Below are 20,840 nucleotides of genomic sequence, written 5' to 3'. Positions count from 1 at the left end.
CTGTGACAAAACTTGAAATTTTTGATTATGCAAATATAGCTTGTTTTAAATTAATCTAAATAAGATAAAAGTAAAAAGCCGAACATTAAGCCCGGCTTTAGAATATTTTAACAGTAATAATTACTATTTTTTCTTTTTAGAATCTACTTTAACAGCATCAATTTCTATTGGATTATCGTTAGCATCGTAAAAATCCCTCAGCATCTTCTCTTGTTTTTTCACCATCTCACCAATGCTCACGTCACTTCCTGGCATTTTCTGTGACATCATTTCTGGCTTTAACATTGGTCTAATGGTTGCAAAAGGATCTTTTTTGAACTCATTAATAGAAGTTTCAAATTTTTCTCGAGAAACTTCAACACGCTTTCCACTTCCTCCTGGCGCAATTTTCTCCACATAAGAAAGCTCTTCAAAATCATCAACCTTTTTATTCCCTTTCAATTCCCAAGAATAATCCTTAGCAGCATCTTCAATTTTAACAATTAAACCAGGCAATCCGTAAAATTTATAAGGACCATCCTGAAAAGGTAGATCCGTGGTAAACCAAGCCGTCCATTGTCTTCCTCCAAATTCTGTTGTGGCTCTCTGCGTATTATACGTCCCTATTTTTTCTTTGTCTGATAATATTTTCCAGTTAAACTTAGCATTATCTACGTAGCCTAACTTTATTGGAGTAATTCCATTTTGAAGTGCTTCTTCAAAAATAACTTTCATCTCGGGATAAACCTTTTCTACTTTATAACCAAACTTAGGCATCTTCATACTTTTCGACATATCTTGAAAAATGCCAGACTTCTGCATTGCTTCTACCTGAACCTTAATGATAGAATCTTGAGCAACCCAAGTAAAATCTCTATAAATGGATTTTGCTTTAGTAATATCTAAGGTCGTCATCACTTTATCTATTTTCGCAGAATCTTTTTTTGGCTTAAAGCTTAATTCGTAAAAAAAACGGTTAGAAGATTCTTGTGCAGAAAGCATCAATCCCAAAGAAAGCAATCCAACTGCAGCTAATTTTTTAAAAAGTATCATAATGTTTATTTTTTTCTTACCTAATTAGTAACAACTCGGTAGAATTGTTACAAAAGTTACCTTATAGATTGTACATTTTTTTAATAGAATCGTTCATGGTTGTATAGATTTCTAGCTGTTCTGGATTCTTAATTAATTCTTGATGAAGCTCCAAGACTCTTGTATCGTTCCTCACGGCAGGACCAGTCTGTCCCAATCGTGGTTCTAGATATTTAATCTTATCAAAAGTCTCTTCTATTAATGGTAAAAAATAGTCAAACTGAATATCCTGAGAATCCGAAATTTCCTTAGCTCTGGCAAACAGATGATTGACAAAATTACAAGCAAAAACTGCCGTTAGATGGATATATTTTCTTTTTTGGTAAGTAGAAATTTCAACTTTATCAGAAAGTTTCTCAGCTAAAGATTTTAATTTTAATTGAACATCAATGTCGTCTGCTTCTACAAAAATCGGAATTTCTTTAAAATCAAGATTTTTACTTTTAGAAAAAGTTTGTAATGGATAAAAACTTGCCTTTTTATAATCGCCAACCAAAATATCCACCGGCAACGAGCCAGAAGTATGTGCGACAATGGCTTTGGGATTTAATATCATTTTTGAGACTTCCGCAATGGCAGAATCACTCACCGCAATAATGTACAAATCTGCTTCTAATAAACCGTCAGTAGAGAACGGAATACCAAGTTCTTTTGAGATTAAATTCAATTCTTTTTCATTTCTACCAAAAACTTGTACGACATCTAGTTGATTGATCGTAAAAGCTTTTGCTAAGTGATAAGCTACATTTCCTGACCCAATAATGACTATCTTCATAAAAACAAATTTAAAATTAAAGTACTAGAAACTACAAGAAAAAAGCAGATATTCTCAAAAATATAAAAAACAATTTTAACTTTGAAAGATAATTTTAATCCAACAACCGAAATACTTGAATGAAGCTAAAGGATGATGACATTGTTCAGCTGATGAGCGAACCCAAAACCGTAGACAAAGGGCTTCGCTTGATGATGGACGGCTATCAAAGTCGATTGTATTGGCATATACGCCGATTAATCGTGGATCACAGCTTGGCTCAAGATGTTTTGCAAGATACGTTTATCAAAGCCTATCAGAATTTTCATCAGTTTAAACAAGATAGTAAGCTCTATACATGGCTCTACAGAATTGCCACTAACGAAGCTTTACAGCAATTGAATAAAATGAACAGAATGAAAAAAGCAGATGGAGAAGAATCCGATTACCACATGCAAAATCTGGTAGCTGATAACGCAGAAAAAGATGCTGATGAGATACAATTGTTACTTCAGAAAGCGATACAAAGTCTTCCTGAAAAACAAAAATTAGTTTTTACAATGCGCTACTACGACGACCTACCTTACGAAGAAATCTCGAAAATAGTAGATATGTCTGTCGGCACATTAAAAACCAATTACCATTACGCAAAAGAAAAGATTGAAACTTTTATTAAAGACAACTACTCTAGCGAACTCTAAAACAACAGATTAGAAATGATGAATTTCGATATAGAAAAATTAGAACGTAAAACACCTTATAAAACACCAGATCATTTTTTTGATGCGGTACAAGACAAGGTATTACAAGAGACCATCGAAAAAAAGAAAGAGGTTAAAATGACCCCAATCTATACCAAATGGGCTATTGCTGCTTCTATCACTTTGTTTGCGGGACTTTCGGCATTTTTTATAAGCAGCCAAAATGAAGAGATACCTATTACAAAAAACGCGATCATTATTGATAGTACTTATAAAAATAACGAAACAGTATTAAGCAATAAAACACTCCCTGAGAACCCTAAAGTTGATATATTAGCTCAGAATAATACTATTAAAAATAACAATCATCCCTCTAGTAAAATAGACAATACAACACAAAAAAGTGTCAAAAATTATTCTCAAAAATCTAAATCAAACTTTGCAAAATCTAACAGTAATGCAGATCATAAAGTGAATAGAGCATTAGCAATGTTTACACCAGATCAAATATCAGAAATAGATAAAAGTATAGAACAAGACGTCTACTTGGATCTTTACAATTAAAAATTATCAAATATGAAAAAATTAGTTTTTAGTATTTTATTAGTTAGTGGCATAAGTTATATGTCTGCTCAGATAGATAACAAAAACACGTCACAGTCTACCTTTCGTAACTCCTTACAAGGCACCACGACAGGTCGCATACCAGACACCTCTGTAAGAAATACTCAGAGTTTAGAAAAATCTATATTCCAAAATAATATCAACCAAGCTCCTCCCAATAGAACACCTAACTCTTCTCAAAATAATACTTGGCAAGAAATGGATCTACAAGAACAAAAGGAAAGTGTAAAAAAAATGTCTCCTAAAGAACGGACTCAACTGATGCAAAACATCAAAGAAAAGATGGCAATAGAAGAAATTAATGTCCCAGAAGCAGTACAAGACGATTTCAGAAGCCTTTTTAGTGAGTATATGATTAAACAAAAAGAAATAAAGGAGAAATTTCGTGACGGTAAAAGAATCGAAAAAATGTCCACCGAAGAAGCCTCAGTTAAGCTTAATGAAAGCTTTACCGTAGGACAACAACTTCTCGATAACCGAAAAAACTACGCCGAAAAATTTCTTAAAATTCTTACACCACAGCAAGTCCTAAAGTTATATCAGGTAGAAGGCAAATTTCGTGACAAAATGCTTGATAAGAAATACGATTAATTCAATTTAACAAAAAATAAGTTAGATTCTTAACATAATGCGTCCCAAGAAATTAATATTTTGGGACGTTTTTTTATAAATCGGTTTAATATTAATATAAATCTTTAAGATTATTTGTTTTATTTTACTTCAAAAATATGTATTTTCGCGGATTGATTATAAACACATAATATAAAATGGCAGTTTTAGGAGAGATTAGAAAACGTCCTTGGTTACTAATGGGAGTCATTGCTTTGGCATTGGTAGCGTTCTTAGTTAACCCGGACAGTATAGACAAAGTTTTTGGAAAAAATCCTAATATTTTAGGAAAAGTTAATGGAGACGAGATTACCAGAGACGAGTTTAACGACCAATTATTTGTATTACAACAACAAGCACAACAGCAAGGACAACCTCAACAAGGTCTAGAAGAGCAAGCTTGGCAAATGATGGTGCAAGCCAAATTAATCAAACAAGAGTTTGACAAAATGGGATTGGTATTAACAGACGATATGTTCTGGAACCAATTACAGTTCGATCCTTTATTTGCTCAAAATCCACAAAACTTTGACGAAAAAGGAAATTTCAAAGTTCAAGACATCAAGAAGCAACTTGAAGAATTACAGAAAAGCGGTAACGCAGAAATGCTAACCAATTGGAATAGAACCAAAAAGTCTATAGAGTACAGAATCATGGCTAGACAACTCTTTGGGAATGTTACCAACGGTATCACAACCAATAAAAAAGAAGTTGATCTATTGATGAAGCAACGTGATGAGATCGCTAACATAGATTATGTTAAAGTTGATTATGCTGCCTTCGATAAAAGTAATCCTGTAAAAGTTACCACACAAGACTTAACAGATTATATCAAGGCTCACCCTACTCGTTTTAAAGCTGAAGTTAGTAGAAATATTGGTCTTGTATACTTCCCGGCAACAGCAAGTGCTCAAGATGATGCAGCAGCTCTAAATGAGCTTAATAAATTATTTGCGAAAGGAACTGACGCTTCTAACGGAACAGAAAACTTCCAGAATACTAAGAACGACTCTATGTTTGTAGAGCTTAACTCTGATGTTCCTTTTATGCCTCAATTCTTAAGCTCTAATCAGTTACCAGCATCTATCAAAGATAAAATTGCTACGGCAACTATCGGCGAAACTTTTGGGCCATACAAAGAGCAAAACTTATACATTGTTTCTAAATTATTAGCTAAAAAAGCTTCTGACTCTACTGAAACAAAACATATTCTAGTATCTTACAAAGACACTCAGATTGGTCAACAAGACCCTACAGTTAAAAGAACTAAAGAGCAAGCTAAAAAATTAGCAGATAGCATCTATGCAGCGGTTAAAGCTAATCCAAGTGCATTTGCAACAAGCCTTAAGTTTTCTGATGACAAAGGATCTGCAGCACAAGGAGGAAATGTTGGATGGACAACAGCAGACCAACCAAAATTTGTCCCAGAATTCCAAAAATTCGTAGACAATTCTCCTAAAGGAGCAACAGGCATTGTAGAAACACAATTCGGGTACCATATCATTAATATTATGGACAAGAAATCTGGATCTATGGGCTACAAAATGGCGCATCTTGCTAAAACAATTAAAGCTTCTGACAAAACAGAAAATGAAGTACACAGCAAGGCAACTCGTTTTATCCAACAGATACAAGGTAAGAGCTTCAACGAGTTTAATAACATAGCTAAGAAATCAGGCTTCGCAGTACAAAACCCTAAAGCTGTTACAAGATTCCAAGGTAAACTGCAAGGTGCTAATACTGATAAAGATGCTGACGTTATCGCTTGGGCGTTTAACAAGAAAAGAGAAATTGGAGATACAGACATCTTTACTGTAGATGGTACAGGAGATAGAATTGTAGCTTATGTTGTAGGAAAACAAGACGCTGGTCTAGCTGATCCTGAAACTGTAAGAGATCAAATTGAGCCAATTGTTAAAAACAAACTTTTAGCTAAAAAAATTACTGAAAAAATCACTGCAGCTAATGCTACAAGCTTAGATCAGGTTGCTAAATTATTTGGATCAACTAAAGCTTCGGCTTCTGTTAATATCTTCAACCCAAGCGTTGATAATGTTATGGAACCTAGAGTTGGTGGTGCAGCATTCGGGGTAGCTAACAATAAAGTTTCTAACCCAATAGAAGGTCAAGCTGGTGTATATGTACTAACAAGAAAAAACATCACGACTAATAAACTTCCTGGTGACGCTAAGCAAATCATGGAGAGCATTACACAACAAAACAGTCAGATGTACGGCCAGATGTTCTTGAAATCTCTTCAGGACAAAGCCAATATCAAAGATTACAGAATAGAAGTTTGGGATAAAGCTCAACAATAATTCTTAAAAATAAAAAGCGACTTTAGGGTCGCTTTTTTTATGTCTAATATTTAGAAAGATTTTAATTTCAATATTAGTATATTTGTAGACTAAAATACATATTACGTGAAACTCAGTAAAGAACTAAAAGCAGGTCTTATTGCCATATTTGCCATTATAGGTTTTGTTATCCTTTTCCAATTTATGAAAGGTAAAAATCTATTTTCAACGGACAATACATTTTATGTCAAATATGACAATGTAGAAGGCTTAGACGTATCTAACCCCGTTTCTATTAACGGTCTAAAAGTTGGACAGGTAGATGAAATCAAACCAATATTAGCAAAAGATGGCAGAATGCATTTTGTTGTTAAAATGACGGTTAATGACAAATTCCATTTTTCAAAATCTTCTAACGCAGAGATTTTTGAGCCAGGATTTATGGCAGGAACACAAATGAGAATTAACTTAGCTTATGGTGGTGTCGTTGCCAAAGATGGCGATACCTTGAGTGGCAAATATCAGTTGTCCATGCTAAGCTCTCTAGCCTCAGAAGTTGGCCCTGTAAAAGATAAAGTTACTGGCGTATTATCAAAGCTAGACTCTACTCTTGCCAGTGCTAATAAACTTGTTGATGATCAAAACAGAGCTGAGATCAAAGCCTTACTATCTAATCTTAACAAAACAGTCCAGTCTTTTGAGAACACTTCTAGACAGACTAATTTATTATTGGCTAATAATGATCCTAAGCTTCAGAAAGTATTAGACAACGCTAACCTTGCAACAATCAGTGCAAAAAATTCTATTGATAAATTTGGGAGCGTTGCAGATAATATCGATACTAAAAAACTAAATAACGCTGTTGATAAGTTAAGCTTAACGGCTGACAAGCTTAATGGTGTTATTTCTGGCATACAAAACGGTGAAGGTTCTCTTGGTAAACTCACCAAAGATGATGATCTTTACAACAATCTCACCAAGACAGCCAATAGCCTTAATAATCTAGTGGATGATATGAAAGCTAATCCTAAAAGATACCTTAATATTTCTGTGTTTGGTAAAAACAATAAAGACTAATTCTCACTATGCAATATATTGGTAATATTATCTTTTTTATATTAATGATAATAGGTTTCGGATTATTTGGAAGAAGCCTTTTCAAAATTTACAGAAACATCCTACTCGGCAGAGCTATTAACCGTAGTGATAAGAAAGCCGAACGTTGGGCAACAATGGCAAGAGTAGCATTAGGACAAGGCAAGATGATGACACGTCCTATTGCTGGTATATTGCACGTTTTTGTCTACGTAGGATTTGTGATTATTAATATAGAATTGTTAGAAATTATCATTGATGGTATTTTTGGGACACATCGTTTTCTACAATCTATTTTTGGAGAAAGTTTTTATGCAGTCTTTACATCAACATTAGAAGTATTGGCATTTTTGGTAGTTTTTGCCGTTGTAGTTTTCTTTATCAGAAGAAACTTTTATGGAGTTAAAAGATTAACCATGAAAGAACTATTCGGTTGGCCAAAACATGATGCCAATTGGATTTTGATTATAGAATTTGCTTTGATGGTCGCCTTCTTCACAATGAATGCCGCAGACTATTATGCCGATGCTCAATGGAATATCCAAAAATTCTCCAATAACTTCCCAATATCAAAACATTTATTTCCATTCTTTGGGAGCTTTAGCCTAGAATCACTTCATATCATTGAAAAATCAGCTTGGTGGTTCCACTTTGTAGGGATTTTATTCTTCATGAATTATCTGTATTATTCTAAACATCTTCATATTATTTTAGCATTTCCGAGCACTTGGTACGCTAATCTTAATCCGAAAGGACAGTTTAATAATTTGGATTCTGTAACTAAAGAAATCAAATTGATGATGGATCCCAATGCTGATCCTTACGCTGCACCTGTAGAAGGAGATGCAGAAGTTCCTTCAAAATTTGGCGCAGAAGATATATTTGATCTTAATCAGGTACAACTACTTAACGCTTACTCTTGTACAGAATGTGGACGATGCACCTCTAGCTGCCCAGCAAATATGACCGGTAAAGAGTTGTCACCTAGACTAATCATGATGAAAACTCGTGATCGCCTAGAGGAAGTTGGGAAAAACATTGACAAAAACGGAAAATTTGTTGATGATGGTAAAAAATTACTTAACGATTATATTAGCAAAGAAGAATTATGGGCGTGTACTACGTGTAATGCTTGCACAGAAGCTTGTCCGTTATTGTTAGATCCTTTATCTATCATTTTTGAGATGAGAAGATTCTTGGTAATGGAGCAGTCTGCTGCACCTCAAGAGCTTAATCTTATGATGACCAATGTAGAAAATAACGCTGCACCTTGGCAATATAATCAAGCAGATCGACTTAATTGGGCTAACGAAAATTAATTTGAAAATGAGATAATGTACTAATCTCAATTGTATTAGTTATCACATTTCCAAATCAACGAATTAACGAATTGAAAGAATGGATTTCACTATAAAAACAATGGCAGATTATGCTGCCGAAGGAAAGTCACCAGAAGTTTTATTTTGGGTAGGTTGCGCAGGAAGTTTTGATGATCGCGCCAAGAAAATCACCAAAGCATTCTGTAAAATCCTTAATAAGATCAATGTAGAATTTGCAGTTCTGGGTCAGGAAGAAAGCTGCACAGGTGATCCTGCAAAACGTGCCGGAAATGAGTTTATATTCCAGATGATGGCGCTAACCAATATCGAAATTCTTAACGCCTACGATGTTAAAAAAATTGTAACCGCTTGTCCTCATTGTTTCAACACTTTGAAAAATGAATACCCAAGTCTTGGTGGCAAATTTGAAGTTATTCATCATACGCAATTCCTTAAGCAACTCATGCAAGAAGGTCGCTTAAAGATTGAAGGCGGACAATTCAAAGGAAAAAAAATCACCTTTCACGATCCTTGTTACCTCGGTAGAGCTAACGGAGAATATGAAGCACCAAGAGAACTTCTTTCTAAATTGGATGCAGAACTCGTAGAAATGAAACGTTGCAAGACCAATGGGTTATGTTGTGGCGCTGGTGGCGCGCAGATGTTTAAAGAGCCAGAAAAAGGCAATAAAGATATTAATGTAGAAAGAACAGAAGAGGCTCTTTCTGAGAAGCCTAATATTATTGCAACAGGTTGTCCTTTTTGTAACACAATGATGACAGATGGTGTAAAGCATTTTAACAAAAATGAAGAAGTTACTGTCAAAGACATTGTAGAACTTTTAGTAGAAGCAGAAGAATTATAATTTTTCTTTAAAAATAAAATGGAAACTCAGGCTATGTCTGGGTTTTCTTTTTTTAAGACAATATCCAAAGTGGATTATATTTTGTAATTTTATATCCTAATTAAAATATTCTAATTAAAAAATCATTCTAACATGAAGATTGAAGAATCAAGCGTTATAGAAACTAACGATTATAGAGTCATTATATATCCTGCTTCTAGACCTTTTACAGCTAAAGAATCCAAAGATATTGCAGAAAAACTGTACGACTTCTTAGGAAGTTGGGCGGCGCATGGTAAACCATTAGAAGCGTCTTTTAAAATCGAAAAAAATCAGTTTATCATCATCTGTGTTGACGAAGAAAAAGAAACAGCTTCTGGATGCAGTATTGATGCGTTAGGAGGACTAATGAAAGAATTAGACAGCCAATACCAATTGGGGTTATTTGATAGAATGAAAGCCAGCTTTATAGAAGATGGAGAAGTAAAAACATTGAAACTTTTAGACTTCAAAAACAAAATAAGAAACGGCGAATTATCAAAAGACATAGAGGTTTTCGATTTTTCTAAGAATACTTATCTTGATTTCCTAAGTCATTTTCTACAACCGATTGCAAGAAGTTGGGCAGCTCCTTTGATTAATAAATAATTACATCTCAAAAGACGACCAAATAGAGAGTAATTAAGATGGCTAAAATTCTATTTTTGACGACAGCTCATAAGCATGATGATGACAGAATCTTTTATCATCAAGCTCAAGCATTAAAAAGCCGAGATAATCAAGTTAAAATATCCAGTCTAAATTCTACTTACGTAGGGACAATCGATGGAATCCATATTGAATCCTATTCTATCCTAGATCAAAGTCATTCTGAAAAACTGAAAAAGTTAATTGATATCTGTGAGAATTATCAACCAGATTGTATTATTTGCTCCGAACCTTTACCTGTGATTGCAGCTAGAAGATATTCAAAAAAAACAAAATCTAAGATTATATACGATGTAACAGAATGGTATCCTTCTTACAGAATGGTAGATGTCTTCCCTAAGTTAACAAGACCTTTCCATTGGTTAAAGTTTTTTATGATTCAGTTGTTTGCCGGATTTTCTAGTAATGCTTTTATTTTCGGAGAAGCCAGCAAGCAATTTCCTTTGACATTTTTTTTTCCGTTCAAAAAAAAAATATTATTACCATATTATCCTGATGACATCTACATCCGTAATAATATAAAAACTTTAGATTCTAATAAAATTATCCTCTGTTACACTGGCAGAATATCACGAGAAGATGGCATTGTTAATTTCTTTAATGCAATAACAGAACTTCATAAAAAAACATCGGTAAAAATTGAAATTCTAATTGTTGGAAAGGCTAAAAGGCTAAGTGACGAAAGTCTTTTTTTAGATTTAATTAAAACAATCCCTAAGGACAATATTATCATTAAGAAACCTGTAGATTTTAGATCTTTTTCTGAGTCTTTTTCTGAAGCAGATATTTGTTTTGACCTTAGAGAGAATAACAAAGAATACACCAATAGCTTACCTATCAAATTATTCTATTATATCGCTTCTGGAAAACCCGTAATTTACACCCAATTAAAAGCATTGGAAAAACATATGAAAGTCTCTGACTTTGGCTTCACTGTTAATCCAGAAGATGCAGAAGCAATTGCTGATATTATTGTAAATTACATCCAAAATCCTGACTTATATAATCGCCATGCGCAGACGGCGCGCGAGGCCTACGAAGCGCAATACAATTGGGAATCTATTAAAAATTCTTTTAGTAATTTTATCAACAAAGCCTTAGCATAAAGTGAAGCACAAAGCTTTTATTTACACTTTTCTTTCTCGTATACTGATATTGACCCTCAATTTCGGTATCGTGATCTACTCTACTAACTTGTGGGGAAGTGTTGGTAAGGGTGTGATTACAATTATAACTGCCGATCTTGCAATTATTACTTTCTTTTCTAATATTTTTACAGGAAGTAGCGTTTCTTACTTTTCTTCAAAATTTAAAGAAGAGCAAATTTTATCCTTTGCTTATATCTGGTCATTAATTATTGGCATTAGTTTACCTATAATTCTAGGCTTTTTTCATGGTAATCAATATACTTTATATCTTGTTGGGTCATCTATATTTTCGGCATTATTGACAGCTAATATCAATCTTTTTGTAGGGAAGCAAAACATTAAAATGTTTAATTTATATACAATTTTGCAGTTATTAGTTCATGTATTCTTTCTACTCAGTATTGTATATATTGTTAAAATCACTTCTGTCACAGCTTATTTTATAGCTCAGATTTTTTGTTATCTTACTTTGTTTTTGATAAGCACTTATCAGTTAACAAAAACCTTTAAATTCAATAATTTGATACCATCAAAAGCGATTGTTAAAGATTTATTTGATTACGGATGGAAATCTCAATTAAGTGCATTTTTACAATTTCTGAATAACAGATTGTCATTTTACTTTTTAGAATTTTTTAAGGGGATTGCCAGTGTAGGTATTTTTTCCGTTGGTATTGCTTTATCAGAAGCCATCTGGACCGTTAGTCGTAGTCTTGCTGTTATCTTATATTCTGACGTCATCAATAATAACGATTCTCAAAGTGCGATTGTGCAGACCAAACTTTCTATCAAATTAAGTTTTCTCATCACGTTGGTTTTCATAGCCGTTGTACTTGTTATTCCTGCGAGTCTTTATACTTTAGTTTTTGGTAAAGATTTTCATGAAACCAAAACGATCTTTTTGCTCTTGGCACCAGGAGTTTTAGCAATAGCAGTAAGTAATATTGTGGGCTTTTATTTTGCCGCAGTTAATAAATTAAAAATTCTAAATATAAAATCCATTCTTGGACTAACCTTTACGGTAATTGCTTCTTTTTACTTTATCCCTAATTTTGGCATTGTCGGCGCGTGCATTGTGACATCTGTATCATATTGTTTATCTTCAGCCTTATTATTATGGCAGTTCAACAAATTATCGAAATTTCAGCTTCATGATTTTATAATATCCAGAACAGAAGTTAAAAGCTTAATTAAAAAAATAAGAAAATGAAACACCAATTAATCTTAAAAGGAAACACCTCTTACAAATGGTTTTCTTTAGAAACATTTAGTTTTATTGGTTATTTTTTTGATAAAAACCAGAAACTGTATCAAGAGAAAGAAGCTTTAGATTATCTCCTTCATCACTACAAAAATTTTAGTTTAGAAAATATTTTCAAAAATATTAATGGGATTTTTTCTGTAATAATTTCACTAGAAGGCAAGACCATTATTATTAGTGATATCATTAATTATTTCCCAGTATTTTATAGTAGTCACAATGGTGAAATCATCATATCTGATGACTGGCAAAGCATTGTTAATCAAAGAGGACAATTTGATCTTAATCATGACGCAATCTCAGAATACCAAACGGCTGGTTTTGTTCTCATGGACGAGACTTTAGATAAAAATATTTATAAAACAAATGCAAATCAAATATTAACTCTAACCAATGACAACGCCCAAATCCAGAAATATCAAAGCTTTATAACCAATTCTTTTTCTGAAGATTCTTATGAAAATCTAGCAAAAAAAGCAGAACAAAAGTTATTAGAAGCTGGAGAAAAACTCATCACATTTCTGGATCAGCGCACAGCAATTGTACCTTTAAGTGGTGGCTATGACTCTAGGCTTATCGTTAGTCTACTGAAAAAGTTAGGTTATAGAAAAGTTATTTGTTTCACTTATGGAAAAAATAATCCAGAAGTCCCTATTAGCAAAAAGGTGGCAGAAACCTTAGGTTTTGACTGGCATTTTATTAATTTTGAAACCTTAGATATTCCTTCCATTCAAAGTACAGATCACTACAAAGAATATTTAGACAATGCTGCCAATGGCTTCTCCATGCCTTATCTCATGGAGTATTTTGCGGTTCATCAATTATTAAAAGAAAATTTAATTCCGGAAAACTCAGTTTTTTTACCTGGACATTCTGGCGATTTTCTAGGTGGAAGTTATATTCTAAAAACGGTAAAAAATAATACTTCTTTTCAAAATTTACCGTCATTAATAGAATCTAAATATTTTATATTCATCAAAAAAAACACAACACAATGCCAACAAATAAGAATCCGAATTAAAGAAAGTCTAAAAAATATTGGATCTCACCGACACGACAACTATGATATGACCGTAGAACAGTGGGATCTACAGGAGAAATTATCTAAGTTTATTTTTCATTCTTCACAGGTTTTTAATCATTTTGGATTTCAGCAGTATTTTCCTTTGTGGGATAATGGATTAATCGATTTTTATAGAAATGTTCCGTTTACTTATCGCGAAAATAAAAAGTTATATGATGATGTCGCAGAAAGATTCTTTTTTATCCCTCAGGACATCAGCTTTAAAAATGAAGAGCTAACAGTATCTTCTTGGACAAGAAATATTCAAAAATTAAAAGACGCTATCCGTTATTATTTCCCTTGGAAAATAGTTTTGAACAAAATAAACAATGCAGATTGGCCATATTACAAAGCCCTAACTAAAACCATGCTATCAGAAATTGAAAATGAAGACTCAAAAAAATTCATCAATTTTAAAACATACAATGCCGTTATTTGTAATTGGTATATAAAAAAACTACAAAAAAAATATCCTTCTTAATAATAAGAACTTCCTATCTTTGTATTGATGAAAAGCCAATTATCTATTTTATTTCTATCATTATTACTAATATTTTCTTGTCGTGCAGAAGATGAGTCTGTGCAGACTATTGATCAAGTTCTTAATATTTATGTTAAAAACACGGCTGGTAAAGATCTAATAAATCCCAAAATTAAAAATAATTATACTCAAGTACAATTCTTGGATTTATTAGCAGAAACAAACCTAAAGCCTATTTCAGGAGTTTCTATCATACAAGACAAAGACACAATTTCTTACATAGATTACGTCGCGGGTGCCGTAAGATTAATTAAAGACTCTGTAAGTACAACTGATAAAACTTACTATTCTGAGTTTGTTATGAGATTGTCTAAGACAGAAAACACAACAACTATTAATGATGACAAAAACGTCAAAGTAGAATATTCCTGGACGCCAAGTCGTTTCCAAGTTTCCAAAATGTGGTTCGGTGGCAAGCTTGTTTTCACAAAAACCGAAGGACAGCCAAATATTGTCCAAATCGTGAAATAAAAATCACTAGTTTTGTATAATCGTTAGCATTTAGTCTAAATGTCTAACATCTAATATCTAACATCTATATTAAAATGTTACAAGTTAATTTTTTACGCGAAGAAAAAGAGCGCGTTATTGAAGGTCTTAAGAAAAGACACTTCAAAAACCTAGATTTGGTAGATGCTGCAATTGCGGCAGATGATAACAGAAAAAAACTTCAGTTTGACTTAGATTCCCAACTTGCTGAGATGAACAAGATTTCCAAAGAAATCGGCATCTTAATGAAAGACGGAAAAAAAGACGAAGCGGAAGCTGCAAAATCCAAAACTGCTCAATACAAAGATTCTAGCAAAGAATTACAGCAACAACTTAACGAAGCCGAAAAAGCATTGTTAGATATCTTATACCAAATTCCTAACATCCCTTATGAGAAAGTCGTTGCAGGCATCACCGCTGATGACAACGAAAACATCTATCAATCTACACCAGTAGAAGGTCTAGGCGAAGGTGCAATCCCTCACTGGGAATTAGCAAAAAAATACAACCTTATCGACTTCGAATTGGGTGTGAAAATTGCTGGCGCTGGCTTCCCTGTTTATCTTGGTAAAGGAGCAAGATTACAACGTGCTTTGGTACAGTATTTCTTAGATAAAAACGTTGATGCAGGTTATCTAGAAGTTAATCCACCACAAGTTGTTAACGAAGCTTCTGGCTACGGAACGGGACAATTACCGGACAAAGAAGGTCAGATGTATTATATCGGTGCAGACGATCTTTACCTCATCCCAACGGCAGAAGTACCTGTGACTAATATCTACCGAGATGTAATCTTGGAAGAGAAAGACTTACCGATAAAAAATACAGCTTTTTCTCAATGTTACAGAAGAGAAGCAGGAAGTTATGGTGCTCACGTTAGAGGCCTTAACCGTCTTCACCAATTCGAAAAGGTAGAAATTGTCAGAGTAGAAAAGCCTGAAAATTCTTACGCTGTTCTAGAAGAAATGGTAGAACATATCAAATCTATCCTTGAAGACTTAGAATTACCGTACAGAGTACTAAGACTTTGTGGTGGTGATACAGGATTTGCGGCGGCAATGACTTACGATTTTGAAGTATGGAGTGCTGCACAAGAAAAATGGCTAGAAGTTTCTTCGGTTTCTAACTTCGAAACTTTCCAAGCTAACAGATTGAAATGCCGTTATAAAACTGATGGTAAAACACAATTAGTCCATACTCTTAACGGTTCTGCAATGGCATTACCAAGAATTATGGCTGCTTTGTTAGAAAATAATCAAACTGAAGATGGAATCAAATTACCTAAAAAAGTAGCAGAATATGCTAAATTTGATTTGATTAATTAATCTTTTACATTGATATAAAACGAAACGGACATTATAGAATGTCCGTTTTTTTATGATAAAATATTTGGTTACGAAACTTATCGCAGCCCGACTTGAACGGAAATCCTTTTTTTTTGAAATGACGAAGCCTGGGCAAAAAAAAGATTGAGAGTGGAAGGCGGAAATTGCTGCACAAATTGAGGTTAAATTAATACTCCATTTTTCTAAGTTTTGGAGAACTTGAAGCGATAAAAGCGGCAGTCAAAAAAGTTAAAGACCCGCCAATAACCACTGATCTTACCACACCGAATAATTTTGCCATTACACCACTTTCAAACTGTCCTAACTCATTGCTAGACATGATAAAAATAGAGTTAACGCTCATTACACGACCTCTTATCTCGTCAGGCGTTTTTAGTTGTACAATCGTTCCTCTAATCACTACACTGATGCCGTCTAGCATTCCGCTTAGTACCAAGAACCCGAAGCTCACCCAATACATTTTTGACAGACCAAATCCAATGATACACAACCCAAATCCTGCTGTCACAAATAACAATATTTTACCTTGATTTTTTCTTAATGGCACAATAGATAAGGTAATAATAATCAACATTGATCCAATATCAGAAGCGGCATTTAACAAGCCAAAACCTTCCGAGCCAACCTTAAGAATATCACTAGCAAAAATCGGAATCATCGCGACTGCACCACCAAAAAGTACGGCAAACATATCCAACATCTGAGCACCAAGAATTTCTTTAGTTTTAACAATAAAAGTAAGACCTTCTTTAATACTTTTCCAGACTTCTGGGTTGTCTGTTTTCTTAATGCTAGACGCTTGTTTGTTAAGTGTCCAGAAGAAAAAAGAAGCAATAATCATACTGCTAATAATTACCACTAAAGTAAATTTTATTGATATCAAAGCAATTAAAAAACCACCCAGCGCATGACCAGAAACTGAAGCTACAAGAAAAGTCGCCTGATTCATGGTGACAGCAGAAGGTAAATTTTCAGTTTTTACAATTTTCGGAATCATAGATGGTACCAAAGGTCCTAAAAAAGCTCTACAAATACCTGTACAAAAGATAATTCCGTAAATAAAATACGTGATTTCATGTCCTGTAAAATGTAATCTATGTCCAAAAAAAGCCGGAATTAGTAAGAAGCTTATTAAAAAAACATACAAATAATTACATCGTAATAACATTTTTTTCTTCTCCGTATTATCTATCACATGACCAGCATACAGCGCACATCCTACGGCAGGGATTACTTCAGAAAGTCCGATTAACCCAATAGAAAGAGGGTCTTTGGTCAGCTGATAAACCCACCAACCCAGCAAAGTTGCCAACATCCTGAATGCTATAATCAAGAAAAATCTCCCCGAAAGAAGATGTCTGTATTCTTGATTTTTTAAAATCTGTAACGGCTCTAATGAAATCATAAACAAATGTAAGGCAACTATATTAAATAATATATATTAATAAAAAAATGCCTGCAAATGCAGGCATTAAAACAATAAAGTAGAGTAAATTATTTTTTTATAAATTTCTGATTAACAACACCTTTTAATGATTGTACTTTAACTACATAAGTTCCTTTAGCTAAATTTCTAACATCTACCTGAGCAGAAGCAGAAGCAATAACTCTTTTACCCGTAACATCATATACCTCTACTGAGTTAACTTTATTACCATTTTCTAAAGAAATATTAATAAAATCTGAAGATGGATTTGGAGAGATAACAACTTGTCTATTATTGAAAACTTCACCTACACCTAATGCATTCTCACCTTCTATAGAAAATGCTAAACCATCAAATGCTACTTCATCTGTAAGGTCAGAAATATTAGTCCAATCTGTAGCTCCTGCATTAAAAGCATTAGAAGGATCAATTAACTTAGCTGGCTCATAATTAACATCACCTGTATACCAGTTAAATCTAGCAGCAGCAGTATAAGCGGTTAAGTTTGTTTTAGCTGCAAAAACTAACCAATAGTTAACATTTTTCTGCAAAACTAAACTATTTCCAGCTCCTAATGCAGCTTCTACGTCTAACGAATAAACATAAGACAAGCCATCCTTAACAAGTGAATAACCTGGAGAAGTCTTAGTTAAATCAAACTTAGCTACAGGTGCAACTGAAGTATTACTTGGGTTACCATTAGGCTTCCCATTAGCATCCTTATATATATACACCATTAAACCTGTTGAAACTACTGTTTCTAAATTAGCTTGATTTTGAAAGCCTTTAACTTTTATTTTCGTAATACGACTATCATTATCTAACACAAAGTCATCAGCACATGCAACATATTTTTGATTACTTAGCATATTGGCAACAATACCATTACTCCCTACAACATTCTGGTTATAAATTTCAGTTGGTGCTTTAGCGCTAATACTAAACTGTGGTCCGCTTGCCGTTAAAGACTCTTGTGCATTAACATTTCCTGCGATTAATGCAATTCCTGCAATAAGTAAAACTTTCTTCATAAAACTATTTTTTTGAAATTATAATCAAATATATGTTTAATTTTTATAATCAGCAATTTTTACGCTGTATTTTTTTTAAAAACATAGCTTTAACTTCGTTAAATTAAACAAATAGAAACACAAAATAACAAAATGCAAATATTACAAAAATTGATAAATATCATAAATGTAAATCACCTAGAAAATCAGCAATTTTTCGATCATTGGCTAAGCGTGGAATTTTATTTTGTCCTCCCAACTTTCCTTCGGATTTGGCGTAATCCTGAAAAGCGTTTTTATCAAGGCTTCTTATAATTAATGGTTGTAAAATATTACCAGCAATTAAGTCATCATAATAAGTATTACGCTGTCTTAGCTGCGCATCTAACTCCAATCTGAATGTTTCTAATTCCTCCGGTTCTTTATCAAACTCTATAAACCATTCATGGTAAGGTAATCCGTCAGTTGGATTAACCTGAGGCGCGAGATGAAACTCTGTTACCTGACAAGGAAATTTCTCCACCGTCGCCTTAAGCGCTTCTTCCACTTCATAAGCAATAACATGCTCCCCAAACGCCGAAGTATAATGCTTAGTCCTTCCACTAACCAAGACACGGTGCGGATTTTTATCAATAAATCGAACGACATCACCAATAGAATATGCCCACAACCCAGAATTGGTAGTCAGAATCATCGCGTAATCTTTATTAAGTTCGATATCTTTTAAAGTTAAACGTCTTGCATCTCGCTTACCAAATTCTTCTAAAGGAATAAATTCATAAAAAATACCATGATTGGTCAATAATAACAAACCTTCTTTTTCGTAATCATCCTGAAAGGCAAAAAAACCTTCTGAAGCAGGAAATGTCTGCACAATATCAACTGGTTTACCAAGAAGATCATTCATCTTCTCGCGATACGGCTCATAATTAACACCTCCTGTAATAATAAGTTGAAGGTTAGGAAAAAGTTCTGTTATTTTTTTGCCATGTCTGTCAATTAATTTTTCAAAATACATGATGAGCCAGGGCGGAATACCAGAAATCAAGGTCATATTTTCTTTCTCGGTTTCTGCAACAATCTTGTCGACTTTGGCTTCCCAATCTTCGATGCAATTAGTTTCCCAACTTGGTAATCTATTTTTTTGTAAATATTGCGGAATATGATGCGCTACAATCCCAGAAAGTCTCCCCGTATTAATCCCGTTAACCTCTTCTAACTCTGGAGAACCTTGCAAGAAAATCATTTTTCCGTTGACGAAATCAGCATTGTTTTTCTGAGCAATATAATGGAAAATGGCACTTTGAGCCGCAGCAACCTGAAAAGGCATCGCTTCCTCTGAAATCGGAATATACTTAGATCCGGACGTTGTCCCAGAAGTTTTTGCAAAATACTCTGGTAAGCCTGGCCAAAGAATTTTTGACTGCCCTTTTTTAATTTTTTCGATATAAGGTTTTAGGTCTTCGTAATCTGCAATTGGCACTTGATTTTGAAAATCCTCAACAGATTGAATGGTTTCAAATTGATGATTTCTCCCAAACAACGTCTTTTCGGCATTTCTAACCAACTCAAGTATTAATCTTTCTTGATCCGAAACTGCATTATGTTTGAATTGTTGAGTTTTGGCAACATGTTTTTTTGCCCAAATCAACGCTATTTTTTTCTTGATGAAACCCAGCATTAGGTAAATAATTTTTGTTGGTCAAATTTATAAGTATTCTTTTATATAATAATGATTTTAAAGAGTAGATTTTAGATTCTAGGAATTAGACTTTAAATTGAACATTATTCTGTCACTCCGTAGGAATCTCAGAATAGACTGGTTTGTTAAATATTTATTTTACATTGAAGCTGCAGCCCGACTTATCTCTAAATTTATTATTTTTTTATTGAATCGATGAATCTCATGCTTCGATTTGAGCGGAAATCCTTTTTACGCAACGAAGTGAAGTGAAAAGATTGACTACGTCGAACCACTGCGCTAGGTTTAGGAGCGGAAGGCGGATAAAGCTGCCCAAATCTTAGAACTCAACAGATTAAATCAAAAATATTGAAAAAAAACAGGATAAGTCTTTGTCTTATAGAAAGAAAATAGTACTTTTGCACCTCGAATAATTATATAAAAATCATAAACAATGTTTGCAATTGTAGAAATAGCAGGGCTTCAATATAAAGTTGAGCAAGACCAGAAGTTGTTTGTAAACCGTCTAGCAGGAGAAAAAGGAGCTAAATTATCTTTTGATAAAGTTCTTATGACTGTTAACGGAACAATCACTGTGGGCGCCCCAGCTGTAAGCGGTATCGCTGTAGAAGTAGAAATTCTTGACCACGTTCAAGCTGATAAAGTAATCATCTTCAAAAAGAAGAGAAGAAAAGGTTATGCTAAGAAAAACGGTCATAGACAACAATTAACTCAGGTTAGAGTTGTTTCTATTACTGGATTTGATGCTGCAAAACCTAAAGCTAAAAAAGCAGCTAAGAAAGAAGAAGCTGCTGACTAATTAATTATTAATACCCAAAAACCTTAAAATAAA

The 20,840-nt window shown here is 33.6% G+C and carries 19 protein-coding genes; 14 read left to right on the top strand and 5 right to left on the bottom strand.

Features of this window, described 5'->3' with window-relative positions:
• Window positions 1–123: 123 nt before the first annotated feature.
• On the bottom strand, window positions 124–1,032 hold the full coding sequence (locus ACQQ6V_RS12110) for a GLPGLI family protein (RefSeq protein WP_448845784.1): 909 nt from the start codon (window positions 1,030–1,032) through the stop codon (window positions 124–126).
• 61 nt (window positions 1,033–1,093) lie between these two features.
• Window positions 1,094–1,846, bottom strand: coding sequence for a Rossmann-like and DUF2520 domain-containing protein (locus tag ACQQ6V_RS12105; RefSeq protein WP_448845783.1), 753 nt, complete (start codon window positions 1,844–1,846; stop codon window positions 1,094–1,096).
• Window positions 1,847–1,965: 119 nt separating this feature from the next.
• On the opposite strand from ACQQ6V_RS12105, the gene ACQQ6V_RS12100 reads away from it, so the two are divergent.
• The 13 genes from ACQQ6V_RS12100 (at window position 1,966) to serS (ending at window position 15,849) form a co-directional block, all read left to right on the top strand.
• A complete protein-coding gene (locus tag ACQQ6V_RS12100; protein WP_448845782.1) occupies window positions 1,966–2,526 on the top strand; it encodes an RNA polymerase sigma factor in 561 nt (186 codons plus the stop codon).
• A gap of 15 nt (window positions 2,527–2,541) precedes the next feature.
• A complete protein-coding gene (locus ACQQ6V_RS12095; protein WP_448845781.1) occupies window positions 2,542–3,090 on the top strand; it encodes a hypothetical protein in 549 nt (182 codons plus the stop codon).
• A 12-nt stretch (window positions 3,091–3,102) separates the two neighbouring features.
• Window positions 3,103–3,741 carry a hypothetical protein gene (locus ACQQ6V_RS12090; RefSeq protein ID WP_448845780.1) on the top strand — a complete coding sequence of 213 codons (639 nt, stop codon included), beginning with the start codon at window positions 3,103–3,105 and terminating at the stop codon, window positions 3,739–3,741.
• Between the two features lie 176 nt (window positions 3,742–3,917).
• On the top strand, window positions 3,918–6,077 hold the full coding sequence (locus tag ACQQ6V_RS12085) for a peptidylprolyl isomerase (protein ID WP_448845779.1): 2,160 nt from the start codon (window positions 3,918–3,920) through the stop codon (window positions 6,075–6,077).
• 105 nt (window positions 6,078–6,182) lie between these two features.
• On the top strand, window positions 6,183–7,133 hold the full coding sequence (locus ACQQ6V_RS12080; RefSeq protein WP_448845778.1) for an MlaD family protein: 951 nt from the start codon (window positions 6,183–6,185) through the stop codon (window positions 7,131–7,133).
• Between the two features lie 8 nt (window positions 7,134–7,141).
• Complete coding sequence (locus ACQQ6V_RS12075; RefSeq protein ID WP_448845777.1) at window positions 7,142–8,470, top strand: 4Fe-4S dicluster domain-containing protein; 1,329 nt, start codon at window positions 7,142–7,144, stop codon at window positions 8,468–8,470.
• Between the two features lie 79 nt (window positions 8,471–8,549).
• Entirely contained in the window at window positions 8,550–9,335 is a 786-nt protein-coding gene (locus ACQQ6V_RS12070) for a (Fe-S)-binding protein (RefSeq protein ID WP_448845776.1), read from the top strand.
• Between the two features lie 132 nt (window positions 9,336–9,467).
• The gene (locus ACQQ6V_RS12065; protein WP_448845775.1) at window positions 9,468–9,962 is read left to right on the top strand and encodes a hypothetical protein; all 495 of its coding nucleotides are present in this window, start codon (window positions 9,468–9,470) and stop codon (window positions 9,960–9,962) included.
• Window positions 9,963–10,000: 38 nt separating this feature from the next.
• Window positions 10,001–11,128 (top strand): glycosyltransferase, encoded by a 1,128-nt coding sequence (locus tag ACQQ6V_RS12060; protein ID WP_448845774.1) that lies wholly within the window; start codon window positions 10,001–10,003, stop codon window positions 11,126–11,128.
• A gap of 49 nt (window positions 11,129–11,177) precedes the next feature.
• A complete protein-coding gene (locus tag ACQQ6V_RS12055; RefSeq protein ID WP_448845773.1) occupies window positions 11,178–12,380 on the top strand; it encodes an MATE family efflux transporter in 1,203 nt (400 codons plus the stop codon).
• Window positions 12,377–13,975, top strand: a complete 1,599-nt coding sequence (locus ACQQ6V_RS12050) for an asparagine synthase-related protein (RefSeq protein ID WP_448845772.1) — start codon at window positions 12,377–12,379, stop codon at window positions 13,973–13,975. The genes ACQQ6V_RS12055 and ACQQ6V_RS12050 overlap by 4 nt, the downstream gene beginning before the upstream one ends.
• 27 nt (window positions 13,976–14,002) lie before the next feature.
• Window positions 14,003–14,506 (top strand): hypothetical protein, encoded by a 504-nt coding sequence (locus ACQQ6V_RS12045; RefSeq protein ID WP_448845771.1) that lies wholly within the window; start codon window positions 14,003–14,005, stop codon window positions 14,504–14,506.
• A gap of 74 nt (window positions 14,507–14,580) precedes the next feature.
• Window positions 14,581–15,849: a serine--tRNA ligase gene (serS, locus tag ACQQ6V_RS12040; protein ID WP_448845770.1), complete on the top strand. Its 1,269-nt coding sequence runs from the start codon at window positions 14,581–14,583 to the stop codon at window positions 15,847–15,849.
• Window positions 15,850–16,036: 187 nt separating this feature from the next.
• Here serS and ACQQ6V_RS12035 read toward each other — a convergent pair whose 3' ends face one another.
• The 3 genes from ACQQ6V_RS12035 to ACQQ6V_RS12025 form a co-directional block, all read right to left on the bottom strand.
• Entirely contained in the window at window positions 16,037–17,275 is a 1,239-nt protein-coding gene (locus tag ACQQ6V_RS12035; RefSeq protein WP_448845769.1) for an MFS transporter, read from the bottom strand.
• Window positions 17,276–17,364: 89 nt separating this feature from the next.
• Entirely contained in the window at window positions 17,365–18,327 is a 963-nt protein-coding gene (locus ACQQ6V_RS12030) for a T9SS type A sorting domain-containing protein (RefSeq protein WP_448845768.1), read from the bottom strand.
• Window positions 18,328–18,487: 160 nt separating this feature from the next.
• Complete coding sequence (locus ACQQ6V_RS12025; RefSeq protein ID WP_448845767.1) at window positions 18,488–19,987, bottom strand: GH3 auxin-responsive promoter family protein; 1,500 nt, start codon at window positions 19,985–19,987, stop codon at window positions 18,488–18,490.
• Between the two features lie 454 nt (window positions 19,988–20,441).
• Between ACQQ6V_RS12025 and rplU the strand changes: the two genes are divergently transcribed.
• A complete protein-coding gene (gene rplU / locus ACQQ6V_RS12020) occupies window positions 20,442–20,807 on the top strand; it encodes a 50S ribosomal protein L21 (protein ID WP_448845766.1) in 366 nt (121 codons plus the stop codon).
• The last annotated feature ends 33 nt before the right edge of the window (window positions 20,808–20,840 follow it).

It is taken from the genome of Chryseobacterium electrogenes, assembly GCF_053553015.1.
This window is presented reverse-complemented; position numbering and strand designations above follow the sequence as displayed.